This window comes from Anaerotruncus sp. AF02-27 (assembly GCF_003465835.1).
Taxonomy (GTDB): Bacteria; Bacillota; Clostridia; order Oscillospirales; family Ruminococcaceae; genus Anaerotruncus; species Anaerotruncus rubiinfantis.
The window spans coordinates 16,567-36,457 of the sequence record NZ_QSBX01000020.1 but is presented as its reverse complement, the minus strand read 5'-3'; the positions used below and the strand labels follow the sequence as shown (position 1 = coordinate 36,457).

The window sequence follows — 19,891 nt, the reverse complement described above, 5'->3', positions numbered from 1 at the left end:
CTGGACGCAAAAAGGCTCAATATACTGAGCAAAATAAGGAGATGTGGAGATGTTAAGATGAATCACGAAACAATCGAATGGATCGCCCAAAACAAAGACACCTGGTTTGCCATCTGCCGGGCGCGCGGGAAGGCCTTCGCAGGCGATGAGGTTATGGAGGCGTTCGAAATGCTGCTCCAAAAGGCCAAACAGAATCCGGACTTCAGCACAGTCTTTACCGTATTCCTGACAGTATATGAAAATGAACTGCCGTTCTTTGCCCCCGCAAAAAGGCTGTGAACAGGACGCGCGGCATAATTTGGAATTCGGACAAGGGATATTCAAAAAATATTCACCATTCCGCATGACTTTATTGTATAATTGTGATACTATATATGATAGAATCTGTCCATATGTATTTGAGAAGATAACGGGGGTTATGAATATGTCCATGGGAAAGATCCTGATCTGCGATGACGACCGCAACATCTGTGAGCTGCTGCGTCTGTACCTCGAAAAGGAGGGCTACGCGCTGGCGATTGCCAATGACGGCGAGGAAGCGCTTGCGAAGTTCTCGTCGGAAGCCCCCGACCTGATTCTGCTCGATATCATGATGCCCAAGCTCGACGGGTGGCAGGTCTGCCGTGAAATCCGCAAAAAATCAAACGTGCCGATCATCATGATCACCGCAAAGGGCGAAACTTTTGATAAGGTGCTCGGTTTGGAGCTTGGCTCGGACGATTATGTGGTCAAGCCCTTCGACCCGAAGGAGATCGTCGCGCGCATCAAGGCGATCATGCGGCGCACCGGGAAGTCGGCCTCCGAGGCGGACGTCAAGGAAGTCAGCTATGATAAACTGGTGGTCAATATGACCAAGTATGAGCTCAAGGTGGACGGCAAGGTGGTCGATACGCCGCCCAAGGAGCTGGAGCTCCTTTACCACCTGGCGAGCAACCCGAACCGCGTCTACACCCGCGACCAGCTGCTCGACGAGGTGTGGGGCTTTGAATATTACGGCGACAGCCGCACGGTTGACGTGCACATCAAGCGCCTGCGCGAAAAGCTGGAGGGCGTGTCCGATCAGTGGACGCTCAAAACCGTCTGGGGCGTGGGCTACAAGTTTGAAGTCAAGGAATCCTGAGGAAATTTAGGCCGCGGGCCGGGTTCTGCCCGGCCCGTTTTTCCGTGTGGCCGTTATTGATAGGAAAGGGGCCGGTGCGCCTTGCAAAAAACGCTTTTCAGCAAACACTTCATCACCATCGCGGCGATCATCCTGCTTTCGCTCACCATCCTGGGGGCGGTGCTGCTGGCGTTCGCGTCGCAGTATTTTAAGCAGGACCGCTATAAACTGCTCGAGCACAACGCCGGCCAGGCCGCGTCGCTCACCTACAACAATTTCCGCAACAACAATTACCAGGCGGTCAGCCCGCAGATCGTGCTGCCGATGTACACCATTTTAGCGGGCGCCATCGAAGCGGACATCTACCTTTCCAATACCGAGGGGGAGATCCTGCTCTATGCGGAAGGTTCGGGCACCGAGCGCTCGAATGGGCGCATCCCGCCGGAAATCATCAATCAAACCTTTGAAAACGGCGGCTATAAGGAGCTCGGAAAGATGGAAGGGCTCTATGCCGAAGGGCACTACACGGTGGGCGTCCCGGTCAAAACCGGCGACGGCATCCCGGCCGCGGTGATTTTTGTTTCGGCCTCCGCCAGCGCGCTGCACGTCTTTCTGACTGAAATCCTCAAAATGTTCATCATCTCGTCGCTCGCGGTGCTGATCCTGGCGTTCGCGGCGGTCTATTTCATCACGGCCGACCTGGTGCGTCCGCTGCGCAAGATGGTTACAGCCACGCAGGCTTTCTCCAAAGGGGATTTCACCATGCGGGTGCCGGTGGAAAGTTACGACGAGATCGGGCAGCTGGCTATCTCCTTCAACAACATGGCCTCCTCGCTTGCCACCACTGAGGTGGCGCGCCGCTCCTTCACCGCGAACGTCTCGCATGAGCTGCGCACCCCGATGACCACCATCGGAGGGTTCATCGACGGCATCCTCGACGGAACCATCCCGGAGGAAAAACGGGATCATTACCTCAAGATCGTCTCGGATGAAATCAAGCGGCTTTCACGGTTGGTGCGTTCGATGCTCAACATCGCGCGCATCGAAGCGGGGGAACTCGAGATCAATCCGGATCTTTTCGACGTCAACGATACAGTCATCAAGACGGTCTTTACCTTCGAGCAGCCGCTCGAAGCGAAGAATATTGAGGTGCGCGGGCTGGACGGCGGCAAGGTCATGGTCGAAGCCGACCCGGACCTCATCCACCAAGTGGTTTATAACCTTATTGAAAACGCCGTGAAGTTTGCAAACGAGGGCGGATATATCGAGGTGAACTATACGGAGGACGACACCTATACCTATGTCGGCATCCGTAATTCGGGCGAAGGTATCTCGAAGGATGAGATCCCACACGTTTTCGACCGCTTCTATAAAACCGACAAATCCCGCAGCCGCGATAAGGGCGGCGCCGGGCTTGGGCTGCACATCGTGCGTTCGATCATCAACCTGCACGGCGGCGACATTGTTGTGCGGTCGGTCGAAGGAGAGTACTGTGAATTTGTCTTTTCCATCCCCAAGCCGCATGAGAAGGGAAAAAAGTCCGCGCAGAAAAATTGACATAAACCGTTCAAATAATCACGAAAGAATTTCATATTTTCTTTCAAATATCATCTATTTTATTGTAACATTTATTCGATATACTAAGATCACAGAAACAAGAAAAGGCATGTCACAGTAAAACTTGGAAAAGGATGACGATATATGAGTGACTATAACCCGAACGAACCGCAAAACTTTGAAAACAACCAACATACGGACGCGCCGGACGGCGCGCAGCATTCCGAAGGCGCTTCCCCAAATGTCTGGAACGTGCCGCCGCAGTCAAACAACAATGGTGACGCCTACCGACCGCCCTATTACGCGCAGCAGGCGCACCACCAGGAGCCGCCGCGCCAGGAAGAAAAGGCTCCGCAGCAGTATTCCGCGTCGGGCGGCTGGCAGCAGCCGAATACGAACGGCTCGCGCAAGGAACCCTACCAGTGGAACATGGCGGACTATGACAAGGCCCACGCCGCCAAACCCAAGCGCAAAAACAAGGGCCTGATGGTCTTTTCGGTCATCATGTGCTCGGTGCTGGTCGTATCGCTCGTGTCCTTTGCGGGCGTGGGCATCTACAGCACCTTCGCGCGGGCGCCGCAAGAGACCGAACCCTCCGCGAGCGAACCGACTGTGAACGTTCCGGCAAGCAACCTGCCCGGCATCACCCTGCAGGACAAACCAGCTGTGAACGACGCCCCTTCCGCGGATGGCAAACTTTCGACCGAACAGATTGTCGAGAAGGTCGCGCCGTCGATCGTGGCGATCACCACCTATGCGAATACCGGCTACAGCGGTTATCAGGCCGAAGGCATGGGCAGCGGGATCATCATGCGCGAGGACGGCTACATCGTGACCAACGCGCACGTCGTGGAAGGCGCGCAGGGTATCACTGTGACGCTGCATGACGGCGAAACCAAATATGAAGGCCGTGTGGTTGGTATTGATACCAAAACCGACCTTGCGGTTGTGAAGGTTGACGCGACCGGCCTGAGCGCGGCGGATTTCGGCAATTCCGACCAGATCAAAGTCGGTGAGACGGTCATTGCGATCGGCAACCCCCAGTCGATGGAATTCGCGGGCAGCGTCACCCAGGGCATTGTTTCCGGTCTGAACCGCTCGCTGACCGCTTCGGGCGGCAACGGCACCGCGACCACCTATCAGAGCCTTATCCAGACCGACGCTGCCATCAATCCCGGCAACTCCGGCGGCGCGCTGGTCAATGAATATGGCCAGATCATCGGCATCAACTCTGCCAAAGTCATTGCAACCGGCGCGGAAGGCATGGGCTTTGCCATCCCGTCTGCGGTTGCGAAACCGATCGTGGACGACCTGATCAACTACGGGCGCGTCACCGGGCGCGTGCGTCTCGGCATCACCGCAAGCGCGGTCGATGAGGTGCTTGGGCGCCTCAACGGCTGGCCGACCGGCCTGCTGGTGCAGTCCACCGAGGCGGACTCCGATATCTCGAAGAAGGGCGTCATCCCGGGCGACATCATCACCAAGGCGGATGGCAATGATCTGGACGGCTTCCAGGCGCTGACCGATGCGCTGGAAGGCAAAAAACCCGGCGACACGGTGGATCTGGAGGTTTACCGTCCGTCCACACGCAGGAACGAATCGGGCCGTTTCTTCAACATCACCGTCACGCTGATGGAGGATATGGGGGACGCCGTTTCGACCCAGAATCCGCAGGACAACACCCAGCAGAATCCGGGATACGGACAGTACCCGGGCAATGACGGAAACTCCGGCTACGGGCAGAATCCGAACACCGATGAATTTGAGGATTTCTTCCGGGATTTCTTCGGCTGATAACAGATGAACGGTGCGCGGGAAGGGCGAATACGCCTTTTCCGCGCATTTTTTATGAAAGGCCGGACCGGGAATAAGGAGGCGCCGCGATGCGGGCGTTTTTTCTTTTGGGAAAACTGAAAAAAAGATGGGGTTTATCATAATTTGTTTACAAATTTGTAGTATACTGATAACGTAAATATTGGACGAATACAATCTGTTTCCAGATAGATACTAAAGGAGTATGCCATGAGCCGCAGTACACAGTCCGTCTACACAACCGTTGTGCTGGTCACCGACCAGTTCGAGTGCGAACGAATCATCAAAGCGGCCCGCGTGATCGCGGATCTTTCCCAGACCGCGCTGACCGTCCTGAGCGTGATGAAAACCGGCGCGCAGACCAATCCCGCCGCCTTGGAGCACCTGTTCGGGGTTGCGAAGGAATACGGCGCGCAGATGACGGTGGAATTTTCCGACAACCCGCAGAGCGCGATCGTGCATTTCATTCGGGAAAACCATGTGGTGAATGCCATCACAGGTATGCCGCAGAACGAGGATTCCATCCTGGTGCGGATGTGGAAAACCCTGCAGAATGTCAAATTTTTTACTGTGACAAAAAAAGGGGAGCTGCATGAGGTGGCCGACCGGGATTATCACAACGCGCTGATGGAAGCCCGTTCCCTTTTTGCAAACGCGCAAAATCAGTGACCGGCGCACGGTTTGCCCGCGCCGGGAAGTAAGGATAGATACGCATGAATATCACAGTCAGACAGATCGAGTTTAAAAGCGCCGACGGCGCTTCCAGCCTGTTCGGATGGCTTTATATCCCGGCGGAGGAACCGCGCGGCATTGTCCAGATCGTGCATGGCATGGCCGAACATATGGGCCGTTACCATGAATTTATGCGCTTTCTGGCGCAGCACGGCTATGCCGCGGCGGGCATCGACCAGCTCGGCCATGGCCGCTCAAACAATGGCCGGTACGGCTACTTTGCCGAACGCGACGGATGGCGCGCGCTGGTTGAGGATCAATATAAATTTCACAAGATCCTTCATGCCGAAATCCCCGGCCCGGAGCACACGGTGCTTTTGGGGCACAGCATGGGCTCGTTTGTCGCGCGCCTTTACGCCTCCCGATACCCGCAGACGATCGCCGGGCTGGTGCTCAGCGGCACCGCGCGCGGAGGGCTCAAGGTCGACGCCGCAGTACAGATGGCAACCGTTTCGGCGCGGCGCGAAGGTCTGCTTGCCGACCATGACCTTGATAAATTGGCGTTCGGGCTTTTTAACGAACGCTTCAAACCGGCCAAAACCAAGTTTGACTGGCTTTCCCGCGACGAGGCGATGGTCCGGCGGTTTGTCGATGATCCGGAATGCGGTTTCGTATTTACAGCCTCGGGTTTCCGAGACCTGTTTACACTCATTTCCGGCGCGAATCAGAAACGCACGTTCAGCGCGGTGAACAAGCGGATGCCGGTTCTCATTTTTTCAGGCGCCCAGGACCCGGTGGGGGAATACGGGAAAGGCCCCACTCAGGTTTACAAACGCTATCTGAAGGCGGGCCTTTCGGATGTGGAGCTGATCCTCTATGACGGCGGACGGCATGAGATGCTCAATGAGCAGAACCGGGCAGAGGTATTCGGCGAGGTGCTGTCCTGGCTGGACGATCATCTTGTCCCGCAGGAGCAGGCGCCGCAGGAGCAGCTGCCGGAGGATTACGACCGGCAGGAGCCCTGATCATTCGAACGGAGGATTTCGCCTATGGATCAAGCGGCATGGAGCTTTTTACCATTGCTTATCAACCTGATTATTTTTGGCGGGATGGCGGTCGGGATGCTGGCGGGCTACCTGCTCAGCAGCTTCGGCCTTTATGGGATCGCAAAGTCGCTGGGTACGCCGAACGGCTGGCTTGCCTTCATCCCGTACGCGCGCAGCTATCTGCACGGTTCGCTTGCAGGGGAGATCCCAGTCGGGCGGCGCGTCATCCGCAGCCCTGGGCTTTGGATGGTGATTGTTCCGCTGGTGGAAAGCGCGGCGGTCGTTATTGGTTACGTGATCTTTTTTGTGGTGATGTTCCTGCAGATGATCCCGGCCTTTGAGCGGGATACCCCGCCGGCCGGCCTGTTTATCACGATTCTTTTGTTCTGGGGGGCTTTTGTTCTGTTCCTGATCGCCGCCGGCGCGGTGAAAGGCGCGCTGACCGCCCTTGTAAATTTCAGCCTTTATGAGAAATACATGGACCGCAACCGCGCGGTGTTACATATGGCGCTGGGGCTTCTCGTGCCGCTTTACCAGCCGGTATTCTTGTTTTTGCTGGGCGGGAAAGAACCACTGGGCGTGCGGCCGCGGATTTCCGGCCCTCCACCCGCGTACGGCCCGGCGCAGTGAGAAAAATGAACAGCCCCGGAAAAGGCGCTGCCTTTTCCGGGGCTGTTTTTCTGCTTATTCGTAGAGGCCGGAGGAGAGGTAGCGTTCCCCCGTGTCGGGTAGCAGGGCGGTGATCAGCTTGCCGGCATTTTCCGGGCGCCGCGCGAGGACGGCGGCGGCCTGAATGGCCGCGCCTGAGCTGATCCCGACCAGCAGGCCGTCCTGTTTTCCGACGGCGCGGCAGGCGGCGTAGGCATCCCTGGTTGTGACGGTGAGCACCTCGTCGATCACATCAAGATCGAGGTTTTCCGGCACGAAATTGGCGCCGATGCCCTGGATGCCGTGTGGACCGCAGCGGCCCTCGGTGACAAGCGGAGACTCGGCCGGTTCGACCGCAACGACCCTGACAGCGGGATTGGCCTGCTTGAGCGCGCGTCCCACGCCGGAGACGGTTCCGCCGGTGCCGAAGGTGGCGACAAACAGCCCGATCTGTCCGTCGGTGTCCATGAGGATTTCCTTGGCGGTGGTGGCGGTGTGGATTGCCGGATTGGCGGGATTTTTAAACTGCTGCGGGATGAAGGAATTGGGGGTTTGGGCGGCGATTTCATGCGCTTTGTCAATCGCGCCCTGCATACCTTTTGTGCCATCGGTCAGGATGAGATCGGCGCCCAGGGCCGCCAGCAGGGTGCGGCGCTCTTTGCTCATGGTTTCGGGCATGGTGAGCACCAGATGGTAACCGCGTGCCGCGCAGACAAAGGCAAGGCCGATTCCGGTGTTACCGGAGGTGGGTTCGACGATCAGGGTATCCTTATTCACAAGCCCGCGTTTTTCAGCGTCCGCGATCATGGCAAAGGCGGCGCGGTCCTTGACTGAACCGAGAGGGTTAAAATATTCAAGCTTTGCGGCAATCTTGACGGGCAGCCCAAGGCTGGCGCTGTAATTGGTCAGATATATCATCGGCGTGCCGCCGATGAGCTGTGTGAGGTCGTTTTTGATGTTCAGGGGAATCACTCCTTCCGGTTGTCGGTTAAAATAAGCTGACAAGCTTTCCGGTTTTATTATACAACACTTTTTCCGGCGAAAAAAGCGGGATCCAAAAAGATTTTGTCTTGTAAAGAAAAAGGCCTTGACATAGGCCTGTACATCCGGTATAATACCACAAGAGGGAACGTGTAAAGAAAATTGCTTTACACTAAGGAGGCGGGATCATGGCCAAAAATCTTGAAATTTCCGTGCTGCTGGATTTTTATGGCGAAATGCTCACCGAGAAACAGCGCGATGTCGTGGAGCTCTATTACAACGAGGACCTCTCGCTTGCTGAAATCGCCGCGCACAGCAGAATCACCCGCCAGGGCGTGCGGGATTCGATCAAGCGCGCCGAAGGCATCCTGCTCGACCTCGAAGCGCGGCTCGGCCTTGCCAAGAAGTTCCGGCTGATCCAGGACGGGCTTGACCGCATCGCGGAGGACGCACGGTTTATCGGTGAACATAACAGCCGTTTCGGCACCTATAAGGAGATTGCCGAGCGCACCGACGAGATCATCCGGATCGCAAACAGCATCAACGATTAATCTCCGATTTATACATAAAGTATTATTTTCGATGAAAGGTGGTGACCGTATGGCGTTTGAAGGACTTTCCGACAAGCTTTCCGCCGTTTTTAAAAAGATGCGCTCGAAAGGCAAGCTGAAAGAGAGCGACATCAAGGACGCGATGCGCGAAGTGCGCCTTGCCCTGCTCGAAGCGGACGTCAACTACAAGGTCGCCAAAGAGTTCGTCGCGAACGTCACCGCCAAGGCGGTGGGCGACGAAGTGCTCGAGAGCCTCACTCCGGCGCAGATGGTCATCAAGATCGTCAATGACGAGCTGACCGCTCTCATGGGGGAAACCAACGCGCGGATCGCTTTCCAGAGCCACCCGCCGACCATCGTCATGATGTGCGGCTTGCAGGGTTCCGGTAAAACCACCCATTCGGCCAAGCTGGCCCTCCATTTCAAAGGGCAGGGCAAACGTCCGTTGCTCGTCGCCTGCGACGTCTACCGTCCGGCCGCGATCGACCAGCTGAAGGTCGTCGGGGAGAAGGCCGGCGTGCCGGTCTTTGAGATGGGGCAGGGAGACCCGGTGCAGATTGCCAAAAAGGCGGTTGCACACGCGAAGGACCATGGCAATGACCTGGTCATCCTCGATACCGCCGGACGGCTGCACATCGACGAGGCGCTCATGGGCGAACTCAAAGCGATCAAATCCGAGGTCGGCCCGCATGAGATCCTGCTGGTCATCGACGCGATGGTCGGACAGGACGCGGTCAATGTGGCGTCGAAGTTTGACGAGGCGCTGGGCATTGACGGCGTGATCCTCACCAAGCTCGACGGCGATACCCGCGGCGGCGCGGCGCTTTCGGTGCGCGCGGTCACCGGAAAGCCGATCAAGTTTGTCGGCATGGGCGAAAAGCTCGTGGATCTGGAGCCATTCTATCCGGACCGCATGGCGTCGCGGATTTTGGGCATGGGAGATGTGCTCACCCTGATCGAGAAGGCGCAGACTGACTTTGACGCGAAACAGGCCGCCCAGATGGCCGAGAAGCTCAAGCAGAACAGTTTCGATTTAAACGACATGCTCGAACAGATGCAGCAGCTCAAAAAGATGGGGCCGCTGTCATCCGTGATGAATATGCTCCCGGGCGTGGCCGGGAAAATTAAGGACGAGGACGCCGAACAGGGCGAAAAGGAACTCGCACGGGTTGAAGCGATCATCCATTCGATGACTTTGGCCGAGCGCACCAAGCCTGCCATCCTCAATCCCTCACGCAAACGGCGTATCGCGGCCGGCAGCGGCACTGATGTGTCCGATGTCAACCGGGTCATCAAGCAGTACGAGCAGATGCAGAAGCTCTACAAGGCGGTGTCTGGCGGCGGGAAGGGCACCAAAAAGGGCAAACGCCGCCGCAACCCGTTCGCGGGCATGGGCGGTATGGGCGGCATGGGGATGCCGCCGGGCGGGTTCCCGTTTTAAAAACTGGTCAATCCCGGCATAGCCGGAGGACATAAATTTTGCTTACCCTTACATTTTATTAGGAGGTGACATACATGGCTGTTAAAATCAGACTGAGAAGAATGGGTGCGAAGAAGGCTCCGTTCTACCGTATCGTTGTTGCGGATTCCCGTTATCCGAGAGATGGCAGATTCATTGAGGAGATCGGAACTTATGATCCGACCAAGGACCCTTCGGTGATCAAAGTTGACGCGGAAAAGGCGAAGAAATGGATTCAGAACGGCGCCCAGCCGACCGATACCGTGAAAGCGCTGCTCAAAATCGAAGGCGTGCTCTGATTGAGCGTGGAGGTAAATCGTTTTGGATAAGCTGATCGTCACAATCGCACGCGGCCTTGTGGAAGACAAGGATGCGGTCAATGTCACAGTGGACGAGCCCAACGAGGAGGGGATCATCATCTATCACCTCCACGTGGCGCCGGATGACATGGGCCGTGTCATTGGAAAGCAGGGCAGAATTGCCAAGGCAATCCGAACCGTGGTCCGCGCGGCGGCGAACAAAGCCGAAATGAAGGTTGCCGTCGAAATCGACTAAGACAAAGGGGAGCGTGAAGCTCCCTTTTTCTTACCCGCGGCCCGGTTTCAGGGAGCCGCAGAAGAGGAAACAAACGATGAAAAAACAGTTTTTGGAATGTGGGAAAATCGTGACCACCCATGGGATCAAGGGGGAAGTCCGGGTGCAGCCCTGGTGCGACGGGCCGGATTTCCTCACGGATTTCGAAACCCTCTATTTCGACCGGGGCGAAAAACCGTTCACCGTGGAACGCGCGCGGGCCCATAAAAACGTGGTGGTTCTCAAAATAGCGGGCGTGGACACGGTGGAGGACGCTGTGAAGCTGCGCAACCGCACGGTTTATGTCAACCGGGACGATGTGGAGCTTGCGGAAGGGGAATCCTTCGTGCAGGATCTCATCGGGTGCGTGGTGACGGATATCGACACCGGCGCGGCGTATGGGGAAATTTACGACGTGATGCAGACCGGCGCAAACGACGTTTACTGCCTGAAGGATGAAAAGGGGACCGAACGGCTGGTGCCGGCGATCCCGAGCGTGGTGCTCGAACGCGACCTGGACGCGGGCATCGTCAAAATCCGTCCGCTGGAGGGGCTGTTCGATGATTAAGATCGATATCGCGACCCTGTTCCCGCAGATGTGTGAAACGGTCGTGGGCGAAAGCATCATTGGGCGCGCGTGCAAGGCGGGGTATCTGGACATCCGCTGCTGGCACATCCGGGACTACACGGTGGATAAGCACCGCAACGTCGACGACACGCCCTACGGCCCCGGCAAAGGGATGCTCATGCAGGCCGACCCGATGTACCGCACCTGGCAGGCCGCCTGCGAAGCGCGCGGCAGCAAACCGCATGTGATCTATCTTTCGCCGCAGGGCAGGACCCTCACCCAGCAGCGGGCGCTCGAGCTTTCGAAAATGGAGCACCTCTACCTGATGTGCGGGCATTATGAAGGGGTCGACCAGCGGGTGCTCGACGAGATTGTTGACGAGGAAATCTCGATTGGGGATTATGTGCTCACCGGCGGCGAACTGGCCGCCTTGGTGCTCTGCGACTGCGTGGGGCGGCTCTGTCCGGGCGTGCTGGCCGATGAGAGCTGCTTTATGGAGGAGAGCCACTGGAGCGGGCTGCTCGAATATCCGCAGTATACGAAACCGGCCGTTTGGCACGGGGTAGCGGTGCCGGAGATCATCACGAACGGCAACCACGCGGCGATCGCGCGCTGGCGGCGGGAAATGTCGCTCAAAAATACCTATGAGAAACGTCCGGAGCTGTTGAAAACCGCCCAGCTCAACGAAAAAGATAAATGGTATCTGCGCACGCTTGGCTGGGAAGATGGCTCCATTGACGACGGGTGAGGAATCGTATGGGAACAATCGTAAATTCGATCGCAATCATCATCGGCGGGATGGCGGGGCTGCTTTTGCGGCGCGGAATCTCCGAAAAGGTGGAGCAGACCGCCATGAAGCTGTTGGGCCTGGCGGTTTTTATCGTGGGGATCGAGGGGGTTATCACCTCGATGGTCACGGTGCAGACGGACGGAAGCCTTTCCGCGGATGGGTCGCTGCTGCTCATCGCAAGCATGGTCGTCGGCGGGGTGCTCGGGGAAATCTGGGACATCGATGGCGCTTTGGTGCGCGGCGGCAAGCGGATTGAGGAGAAGCTCGGCCGTGAGGGCTTTGCGAAGGGATTCATCAACGCGTCGCTCGTGTTCTGCATCGGCGCCATGGCCATTGTGGGCGCGCTCAACGACGGACTTTACGGCGACAGCCAGACCCTTTATATCAAGGCGATGCTCGACTGCATCTGCGCGGTCATCCTGGCCTCGACGCTGGGCTTCGGCGTGGTGTTCTCGTTTATCCCGGTGCTGGTTTATCAAGGGGGAATCACGCTGTTCGCAGGGTTTCTCAAGCCGCTGCTCACGCCGGACGTGCGCACAAGCATCTGCATGGTGGGGTATACGATCGTGATGTGTATCGGGATCAACTTTTTGGAATTTACCAATATCCGTACCGCCAACCTGCTGCCAGCGCTGCTCGTGCCGATCCTGTACCATATGGTGCATCCGTGGTTTTTGCAGTTTACCAACCAAATTCCATTTTTTTCGTGATTTTCCGTCCGGCTTTACAGGTATGTTGCTATAATTGTTGAAAACTTTATGGTGAACTTGCACAATCCACTCTGTTCTGTCTGTGACCCATATGGGAAACAAGCAGAAAAAGCCTGTAAATTTTAAAACACCTGTAAAAAACGTTGACGCTTTTTTAAAATGCGCCTATAATAGTAGCATCACCTTTAATACCGTTTACATCTATACTTAGAAATAGGAGAGTATTGAAATGTTTGTGAAAGAAGTAACCGTTCAGAATCAGGTAGGCTTGCACGCCCGCCCGGCAACATTCTTTATTCAGAAAGCGAATGAGTACAAGTCGTCCATCTGGGTTGAGAAAGAGGAGCGCCGCGTCAATGCGAAGAGCCTTCTTGGCGTTCTGTCGCTTGGGATCGTCGGCGGCACCAACATCCGCATCATCGCTGACGGTTCGGATGAGCAGGTTGCTGTCGAAGGACTGGTAAAATTGGTCGAGTCCGGTTTCACAGAGTAAGTTCGTACGAAAAAAGCCCCGTTACAATTTGTAACGGGGCTTTTTGCATAGACTAAAGCGCGCCGATCCAGCGCAGGAGATAAACGCAGTCCTGAAAGCCCTGCCGGTAAATCAGCGGTTCGCGCAGGCCGCCGGCGGCATTTTTGGCCGCGTCGAAGCGGTTGATGAGCAGGCGTTCCTCCCCGAGCTTTTCCGCAATCAGCCGGTAAAGCGTATCGCATTCCGCGCGGGCCTCGCGAAAGTCGTCGTCATCCTGGTGGTCCGGCAGGCTGCGGGCGCTGGAGATGGTGCAGCACTGGTTGAAATTTTCCGCAAAGCTGTTGGCGTTTATGTCGATTGGCATGAGAAAAATCCTTTCTGTCAGAAATTTCACGTCCAGCTTGAAAAAACGCAGCGCACAGTGTATAATATTTATGCGAGCGGTTCTTCGGAACCGGGCGTGGGGGAGAAGCGGCGTGCATTTAGGGATGTTGGCTGCTTCTCTTTTTTTAGTCTGTTTCGTCCTCATAAAGCCGTTTGATCCCGTCCCGGATGGTTTCGGAGTAGGTTTTTTGCTTGCGCGCGCAGTATTCGTCGAGCATGCGCGCCGTCTCCGCGTCCACACGGGCTCTGATGACCCGGGTTTTGGGGCTGTCAGTCGGACGACCCATCTTTTTCTTTTCGGGCAATCATTCACCTCCTTCTGTAGCTACATGATATCATAATATAGCTACAAAAGTCAAGGGCTTTTATATTTTTTTGCGTTTTGCTGTGCACAACGGGAATCAAGCGGCCTCGCCGCTTGAGAATCACTGGCGCGTTTCGCCGCGCCCCACGAGGCCATTTCTTGCTCGCCCCAGAAATGGACGAAAGAAGGCGCTCAAGGGGCTAGGGGCTCGCTTCCCGGCCTATGGGCCGGAGCGGACTTCGTCCGACGCTCGCGCAAAGGGGGCGACGCGCCCCCTTTGGATTCCCCGTGAGGAGTCGTCTGCGACGACCCGCCGCCAAAGGAGGCGGATTTGTTGCAATGAGTGCCTACGGCACAATAGCCCCTTGAGAAACCCCGCGGACGCCTTGCCAAAACTTGCTCCGCAAGTGCTCCCAACACACGGTCAGCTCAGGGCTGAAGCCGGCGTTTCACGCTCCCAGCGCGCTTGCGCGCATTTAAAATCCATTTGTCCGCTTTCGGCGCAGCCGGTTTTCGCAATGGTTGCGAAAACTCGTCCCGCGCGTCATTGCGAAGCGCGCGCGGCGCACTTCGTCTCGTCTGAGCAGATTGCGCGCGATCTTTGCCGCAGGCAATGAAATCGCGCGCATGGGGCCGCGGGGTATCCCCGCGTGTCCTTCTTTGGTTCCTTTCTTGGACAAGCAAGAAAGGAACTCCGGGCGCGCGAAGGGCGCAATCCCCCGCGTGACCTTCTTTGAGGACTTTCTTGGACAAATAAGAAAGTTAAAGCCCTCCTTGGGGCATCATAAATTCTGAGGAAAGGAGCCCAGGCTTTCCGTGGAAAACTTAAGAATCCCATTCCTTGCCGAGAAGGCGCACAAGCTGCCGCTCCTGCCCGGTGTTTATATCATGAAGAACAAAGCCGGGGAAATCATCTATATTGGCAAGGCCAAGGCGCTCAAGAACCGCGTCAGCAGTTACTTCCGCGCGATCGAAAAACACCATCCGAAGGTTTATCAGATGGTGATGCATGTCGAAGATTTCGATTATATCGTCACCGACAGCGAATTCGAAGCGCTCGTGCTCGAATGCAGCATGATCAAGCTGCATTCCCCAAAATATAACATCCTTTTAAAGGACGACAAGGGCTACAGCTATATCAAGATCGCGCCGAAGCAATTTTCCCGCATTCGCCAGACCTTCCAGCAGGACGACCCGGACGCGCAGTATATCGGGCCGTACATGTCCTCGTTTGTGGTGAACGAGACGGTCGACGAAGCGAACCGCGCTTTCCGCCTGCCGACCTGCAACCGCAAATTCCCGCAGGAATTCGGCAAGGGCAGGCCTTGCCTCAATTTCCACATCAAGCAGTGTATGGGCGTCTGCCGCGGGAAGGTTTCGCTCGCGGAATACAATGAGATTTTGGAGCAGGCGATCGACTACATCAAGGGCGGCAGCACCCAGAGCATCGAGAAGCTGACCGAGCGGATGAACGAGTGCGCCGAGAATATGCAGTTCGAAAAGGCTGCGCAGCTGCGCGACCGCATCCGCGCGATCGGCCGGATCACCGAATCCCAGAAGGTGGTTTTCGTCAAAACCGCCAATCAGGACGTGATTGCTTTGCAGCGCAGCGACAACGACACCTGCGCCGTTGTGCTCAAATTTCGCAACGAGCGGCTGGTGGACAAGGAGGATTTCCTGCTCGGCCCGGTCGATGACCTCGATGCGGCGCGGCTGGAATTTCTGCTGCGTTATTATACCACCCGGCAGGAGATCCCCTCAAAAATCCAGCTCGACGGCGGGATTGAGGACATCGAGATTGCGTCGCGGCTCTTTTCCGAACAGGCCGGCCACAAGGTGGAAATCCGTGTGCCCAAGCGCGGCGAACAGCTCAAAATCGTCGAGATGGCCCGCACCAATGCGGCCGAGCGGCTTTCCCAGAAGGTGCAGCGCACCGGCAAGGAGGTCGCCGCGCTCGACGAGCTGGCCCGGCTGTTGGGATTGGAGAAACCGCCCGCGTATATCGAAGCTTATGACATCTCGAACATCGGTTCCGACACGGTGGTCGGCGGCATGGTCGTCTTTGAAAACGGGCGGCCAAATCGCAAATGCTACCGCAAATTCACGATCAAGACGGTCGTGGGCACCGACGACTACGCGAGCATGTCGGAGGTGCTGCAGAGGCGGTTCGAACGGTATCTTGATCCGGACAAACAGGACGAGGCGTTCGACCGGCTGCCCGATCTGATCCTGCTCGATGGCGGCAAGGGACATGTCGGAACGATCGTCCCGATGCTCAGTCAGATGGGCGTTGGCGTGCCGGTGTTCGGCATGGTGAAGGACGACAAGCACCGCACCCGGGCCATCGCGGAAACCGGCGGCGAAATTGCGATTTCCTCACATCGCAGCGCGTTTACCCTGGTTTCGACCATCCAGGATGAGGTGCACCGCTATTCGGTCACATTCTCCCGCGCGCGGCATCAAAAGAATTCGTTTGAACTGACCCTCACCCAGTGCGAAGGGATCGGACCGTCCCGCGCGGCGGAAATTTATAAGCACTTCAAGACGATTAAGGCGATCAAGGCTGCGGACGCGGATGCGCTCGCGGCGGTGAAGGGGATGACCAGGCCCGCCGCCGAACGGCTGTACGCCTTTCTGCACGCGGAAAGCGAAGCGGAGTGACAGCCGCTTTCCCGACCTTTTCGTCAGGCTGCGCAGGCGTGCCCCATGTTTGGGGACGCATTCCCAGCAAGTTGACAAAATCCACAAAAAAAGCCATAATAGATGCAACAATCGGCAAAAGGAGAACCAGATGAGAGTAATTACCGGTACCGCACGCGGGACGCGGCTGCAGGCCCCGGAGGGGCTCACCACCCGTCCCACTTCCGATATGGCCAAGGAAGCGATTTTCAGCATCCTGCATTTTGAAGTTGAGCAGGCGATGGTGCTCGACCTGTTCGCGGGCAGCGGACAGCTTGGGATCGAGGCGCTTTCGCGCGGCGCGAAGAGCTGTATTTTTGTAGACACCTCCCGCGCGGCGCAGGAGGTCATCCGCCGCAACCTTGCCGCGGCAAAACTCGCCGCGCAGGCACGTGTTGCAGCGATGGATGTGAACGCTTTTTTGCAGTCGGCAGCCGAACGCTTTGATATCGCATTTCTCGACCCGCCCTACGGGCAGAAGCTGATCGACGCGGTTTTGCCGAGGCTCGCAGAGAAGATGAACGAAACCGGTATTATTGTCTGCGAAACCGAACGCAATGAGGAATTGCCCGAATCAGCGGGCGAATTTCTGGTTTACAAAACCTACCGCTACGGGAAAGCGAAGATCACGACCTACCGGCATCAGAACTTTGGGAAGGACTGACAGCTTATGCAGCGTACCGCAATCTGCCCGGGCAGTTTTGACCCGATCACCAAGGGCCATGAGGATATCATCCGCCGCGCCAGCATCCTGTTTGACCAGGTCATTGTGGTGGTCAGCGCGAACCCCGACAAAAATCCGGTTTTCACGCTGGATGAACGGGTGGGGATGATCAAGAAAACGATTGAAGGCATTCCAAACGTGGAAGTTGACAAATTCAGCGGTTTGCTGGTAGACTATGTACGGGAACGGTCGGCAGTCGCAATCGTCAAGGGCCTGCGGGCAGTTTCCGACTTTGACTATGAATTCCAGATGGCGCTCACCAACAAAAAGCTGATGCCTTATGCCGAAACGGTGTTTTTGACCCCAAACAGCGACAATATGTATCTTTCGTCGAGTATTGTGCGGCAGATTGCGCGCTTCGGCGGAGACATCAGCGATTTTGTTCCACGCTGTGTCCTGAGGCAGATCCGGGAACGCCTGTGCCCGATGGATGAATCCAAAACCGACAAACATGCGAAAGGATGAGTTCCAATGAATATTGATGAAATTCTTGATGTGATTGACGAATTGCTCGACCGTTCGTGGAGCCTGCCGCTGTCCGGCGGGCGGTGCGTCGTGGACGCTGACAAGGTGCGCGATCTGATCGATGATATCCGCCTGAATATCCCAGCTGAGATCAAACAGGCCAAGGCGATCGTTTCCGACCGCACCGAGATCATCGAAAGCGCCAAAAAGGAAGCGGACCAGATCGTCCGCAAGGCGGAGGACCGCGCGCGCCAGCTCATCGCGCAGGAGGAGGTCACCAAGGCCGCGCAGGCCAAGGCATCCGAAATCCTTTCGCAGGCGCAGCTCAAGTCCCGCGAAATCCGCCAGGCCGCGCAGGAATTTTCTGATAACTGCCTGCTCAAAACGGAGGAAGTGCTCGTCAAGTCGCTGACCGAAATCAAAGCGACCCGGCAGGCGTTCCGCAACGCCACCGCGAAATAAAGAGAGCAGATTTATCATGCAGGGACGCCGCGTGCAAAGCGGCGTTCTTTTTTGCAGAAAAGAAGAACAAACGTTCGAATTCGCTTGCTTTTTATCCGCCGGGCATGTATAATAGAGTCTAGGTTTAGGACATGAACAATGGAGGATGAGTGCAATGGCAGAGAAGAAATCGGCGCCGATTGGGGCCAGAAAATCCAATGTGTCCGCTGAGGAACGGCAGAAAGCGCTGGAGACGGCGCTCGGCCAGATCGAGCGGCAGTTCGGCAAGGGCGCCGTGATGAAGCTCGGCCAGGACAGCACCCTCAATGTGGAGGCGGTTTCAACCGGTTCGCTTTCCCTGGATATCGCGCTCGGCATCGGCGGCGTCCCGCGCGGACGCATCGTCGAGATCTATGGGCCGGAGAGCTCCGGTAAGACCACCGTCGCGCTGCATGTCGCTGCGGAAGCGCAGAAGGCTGGCGGCGCGGCCGTCTTTATCGATGTCGAACACGCGCTCGATCCGGTCTATGCTCAGGCGCTCGGCGTGGATATCGATTCACTGCTCGTTTCGCAGCCGGACACCGGCGAACAGGCGCTCGAAATCTGCGAGGCGCTTGTGCGTTCGGGCGCGGTTGACGTGGTGGTGGTCGACTCGGTTGCGGCGATGGTCACCAAGGCAGAAATCGAAGGCGAGATGGGCGACAGCCATGTGGGCCTGCAGGCCCGCCTGATGAGCCAGGCGCTGCGGAAATTGACCGGTGCGATCGGAAAATCGAATTGCGTGGTCATCTTTATTAACCAGCTGCGTGAGAAAATCGGCGTCATGTATGGCAATCCGGAAACCACACCGGGCGGACGGGCGCTGAAATTCTATGCGTCGGTGCGGCTCGATGTGCGCCGGATTGAAACGCTCAAAACCGGCACCGAGATGATCGGAAACCGGGTGCGCGTCAAGGTGGTCAAAAACAAGGTCGCCCCGCCGTTTAAAGAGGCGGAATTTGATATCATGTACGGCACCGGCATCTCGAAGGTCGGAGAAATCCTGGATCTTGCCGTAAAGCTCGATATCGTCCAGAAGAGCGGCTCGTGGTTCAATTACGGCGAAACCCGGCTCGGACAGGGACGCGACAATGCGAAGGAATACCTCAAGGCGAATCCGGAGCTTGCCGCTGAGATCGAAGCGAAGGTGCGGGATAACGCCGACAAACTGCTCAAGAATGCAAAGACCGCTTCCGGAGGCAAGAAGCCGGTGAAGGTTGGCGCGGCGGTGGAACCGGCGCCGGCGGCTGGAACGGATGCGCCGAAGGTGAATATTGATGTGGAGACCGATGACGAGTGATGACTGTCACGGCGGTTAGAATGACAAAACGCGGAAATATCGCCCTCTATGTGGACGGCGAATTTTGTATGAGCATGCACCCCGACGTCTTTGCGGCGTCGGGGCTTTCGGTCGGAATGCAGATTGATCCCGAAAGGCTTGCGGAACTGGTTGGCGAAGCGCAGCTCAAAAAAGCGAAGGAGAAGGCGTTGCACTATCTTTCGTACAAGGAATATACCGCGAGCCAGCTCAAGGAGCGGCTCCTGCGGGATGTGGACGAGGAGAGCGCCGCGCTGGCGGTCGGCCGGATGGAGGAGCTGGGACTGGTGGACGACGACGATTACGCCGAGCGGTTCGCGCGCGACCTTTACGAGCGCAAACGGTACGGGCTTATCCGTATCCGGCAGGAGATGCGGCAGCGGGGACTGGCGGACGAGCAGATCGAATTTGCCGTTTCGCTGCTGCCGGACGCGCCGCTTGTGCGCATCCGGGAACTGATCGAAAAGAAGTACCCGCTTGCCTGGGAGGACGAAAAGGTGAAGCGGCGCGCCTTTGCGGCGATGCTGCGGATGGGATACTGCGCCGCCGACGTGCGCAAAGCGCTCGGCGGGCGGGAAGATTACGACTGAAGGAGGAAG

24 protein-coding genes are annotated in these 19,891 nt (G+C 57.0%); 21 read left to right on the top strand and 3 right to left on the bottom strand.

The window, feature by feature from the left end:
• The first annotated feature begins 57 nt into the window (after positions 1-57).
• The 7 genes from DWV16_RS13840 to DWV16_RS13810 all read left to right on the top strand — a co-directional run bounded on the left by DWV16_RS13840 (position 58) and on the right by DWV16_RS13810 (position 6,816).
• Positions 58-279 (top strand): hypothetical protein, encoded by a 222-nt coding sequence (locus DWV16_RS13840; protein ID WP_066453939.1) that lies wholly within the window; start codon positions 58-60, stop codon positions 277-279.
• Between the two features lie 145 nt (positions 280-424).
• Positions 425-1,120, top strand: a complete 696-nt coding sequence (locus DWV16_RS13835; protein ID WP_066453942.1) for a response regulator transcription factor — start codon at positions 425-427, stop codon at positions 1,118-1,120.
• Positions 1,121-1,201: 81 nt separating this feature from the next.
• Complete coding sequence (locus DWV16_RS13830; RefSeq protein WP_066453945.1) at positions 1,202-2,656, top strand: HAMP domain-containing sensor histidine kinase; 1,455 nt, start codon at positions 1,202-1,204, stop codon at positions 2,654-2,656.
• A gap of 144 nt (positions 2,657-2,800) precedes the next feature.
• The gene (locus tag DWV16_RS13825; protein WP_066453948.1) at positions 2,801-4,450 is read left to right on the top strand and encodes a S1C family serine protease; all 1,650 of its coding nucleotides are present in this window, start codon (positions 2,801-2,803) and stop codon (positions 4,448-4,450) included.
• Positions 4,451-4,678: 228 nt separating this feature from the next.
• A complete protein-coding gene (locus DWV16_RS13820; protein WP_066453950.1) occupies positions 4,679-5,137 on the top strand; it encodes a hypothetical protein in 459 nt (152 codons plus the stop codon).
• Between the two features lie 44 nt (positions 5,138-5,181).
• A complete protein-coding gene (locus DWV16_RS13815) occupies positions 5,182-6,165 on the top strand; it encodes an alpha/beta fold hydrolase (protein ID WP_066453954.1) in 984 nt (327 codons plus the stop codon).
• A gap of 24 nt (positions 6,166-6,189) precedes the next feature.
• Positions 6,190-6,816, top strand: a complete 627-nt coding sequence (locus DWV16_RS13810) for a hypothetical protein (RefSeq protein ID WP_118479795.1) — start codon at positions 6,190-6,192, stop codon at positions 6,814-6,816.
• A 54-nt stretch (positions 6,817-6,870) separates the two neighbouring features.
• Here the strand turns inward: DWV16_RS13810 and cysK are convergent, their stop codons facing one another.
• Positions 6,871-7,797 carry a cysteine synthase A gene (gene cysK, locus DWV16_RS13805; RefSeq protein ID WP_118479826.1) on the bottom strand — a complete coding sequence of 309 codons (927 nt, stop codon included), beginning with the start codon at positions 7,795-7,797 and terminating at the stop codon, positions 6,871-6,873.
• 206 nt (positions 7,798-8,003) lie between these two features.
• Here cysK and ylxM point away from each other — a divergent pair, with 206 nt between their 5' ends.
• From ylxM to DWV16_RS13765, 8 genes are all read left to right on the top strand, one after another.
• The gene (gene ylxM, locus DWV16_RS13800; RefSeq protein ID WP_079988038.1) at positions 8,004-8,366 is read left to right on the top strand and encodes a YlxM family DNA-binding protein; all 363 of its coding nucleotides are present in this window, start codon (positions 8,004-8,006) and stop codon (positions 8,364-8,366) included.
• 49 nt (positions 8,367-8,415) lie between these two features.
• Positions 8,416-9,807: a signal recognition particle protein gene (gene ffh, locus DWV16_RS13795; RefSeq protein WP_118479793.1), complete on the top strand. Its 1,392-nt coding sequence runs from the start codon at positions 8,416-8,418 to the stop codon at positions 9,805-9,807.
• 74 nt (positions 9,808-9,881) lie between these two features.
• On the top strand, positions 9,882-10,124 hold the full coding sequence (gene rpsP, locus DWV16_RS13790; protein ID WP_066453967.1) for a 30S ribosomal protein S16: 243 nt from the start codon (positions 9,882-9,884) through the stop codon (positions 10,122-10,124).
• Positions 10,125-10,146: 22 nt separating this feature from the next.
• Entirely contained in the window at positions 10,147-10,380 is a 234-nt protein-coding gene (locus DWV16_RS13785) for a KH domain-containing protein (RefSeq protein WP_066453972.1), read from the top strand.
• Between the two features lie 76 nt (positions 10,381-10,456).
• Positions 10,457-10,966, top strand: a complete 510-nt coding sequence (gene rimM, locus DWV16_RS13780; protein WP_118479791.1) for a ribosome maturation factor RimM — start codon at positions 10,457-10,459, stop codon at positions 10,964-10,966.
• On the top strand, positions 10,959-11,714 hold the full coding sequence (trmD, locus tag DWV16_RS13775; protein ID WP_079988039.1) for a tRNA (guanosine(37)-N1)-methyltransferase TrmD: 756 nt from the start codon (positions 10,959-10,961) through the stop codon (positions 11,712-11,714). Before rimM ends, trmD begins: the two co-directional genes overlap by 8 nt.
• A gap of 8 nt (positions 11,715-11,722) precedes the next feature.
• Positions 11,723-12,466 (top strand): DUF554 domain-containing protein, encoded by a 744-nt coding sequence (locus DWV16_RS13770; RefSeq protein WP_066453981.1) that lies wholly within the window; start codon positions 11,723-11,725, stop codon positions 12,464-12,466.
• Positions 12,467-12,695: 229 nt separating this feature from the next.
• Positions 12,696-12,959, top strand: a complete 264-nt coding sequence (locus DWV16_RS13765) for an HPr family phosphocarrier protein (protein WP_066453989.1) — start codon at positions 12,696-12,698, stop codon at positions 12,957-12,959.
• A 52-nt stretch (positions 12,960-13,011) separates the two neighbouring features.
• Here the strand turns inward: DWV16_RS13765 and DWV16_RS13760 are convergent, their stop codons facing one another.
• Both DWV16_RS13760 and DWV16_RS13755 read right to left on the bottom strand, forming a co-directional pair.
• Positions 13,012-13,302: a hypothetical protein gene (locus DWV16_RS13760; RefSeq protein WP_066453992.1), complete on the bottom strand. Its 291-nt coding sequence runs from the start codon at positions 13,300-13,302 to the stop codon at positions 13,012-13,014.
• A gap of 145 nt (positions 13,303-13,447) precedes the next feature.
• Positions 13,448-13,627, bottom strand: coding sequence for a hypothetical protein (locus DWV16_RS13755; protein WP_118479789.1), 180 nt, complete (start codon positions 13,625-13,627; stop codon positions 13,448-13,450).
• An 815-nt stretch (positions 13,628-14,442) separates the two neighbouring features.
• On the opposite strand from DWV16_RS13755, the gene uvrC reads away from it, so the two are divergent.
• The 6 genes from uvrC to DWV16_RS13720 all read left to right on the top strand — a co-directional run bounded on the left by uvrC (position 14,443) and on the right by DWV16_RS13720 (position 19,882).
• Positions 14,443-16,287 (top strand): excinuclease ABC subunit UvrC, encoded by a 1,845-nt coding sequence (uvrC, locus tag DWV16_RS13745; RefSeq protein WP_066454000.1) that lies wholly within the window; start codon positions 14,443-14,445, stop codon positions 16,285-16,287.
• A gap of 49 nt (positions 16,288-16,336) precedes the next feature.
• Positions 16,337-16,969 carry a 16S rRNA (guanine(966)-N(2))-methyltransferase RsmD gene (gene rsmD, locus DWV16_RS13740; RefSeq protein WP_279323650.1) on the top strand — a complete coding sequence of 211 codons (633 nt, stop codon included), beginning with the start codon at positions 16,337-16,339 and terminating at the stop codon, positions 16,967-16,969.
• A 6-nt stretch (positions 16,970-16,975) separates the two neighbouring features.
• Positions 16,976-17,494, top strand: coding sequence for a pantetheine-phosphate adenylyltransferase (gene coaD / locus DWV16_RS13735; RefSeq protein WP_066454006.1), 519 nt, complete (start codon positions 16,976-16,978; stop codon positions 17,492-17,494).
• Between the two features lie 6 nt (positions 17,495-17,500).
• On the top strand, positions 17,501-17,956 hold the full coding sequence (locus DWV16_RS13730) for an ATPase (protein ID WP_066454009.1): 456 nt from the start codon (positions 17,501-17,503) through the stop codon (positions 17,954-17,956).
• A 154-nt stretch (positions 17,957-18,110) separates the two neighbouring features.
• Positions 18,111-19,274: a recombinase RecA gene (gene recA / locus DWV16_RS13725; RefSeq protein ID WP_079988041.1), complete on the top strand. Its 1,164-nt coding sequence runs from the start codon at positions 18,111-18,113 to the stop codon at positions 19,272-19,274.
• Between the two features lie 20 nt (positions 19,275-19,294).
• A complete protein-coding gene (locus tag DWV16_RS13720; protein ID WP_158572895.1) occupies positions 19,295-19,882 on the top strand; it encodes a regulatory protein RecX in 588 nt (195 codons plus the stop codon).
• The last annotated feature ends 9 nt before the right edge of the window (positions 19,883-19,891 follow it).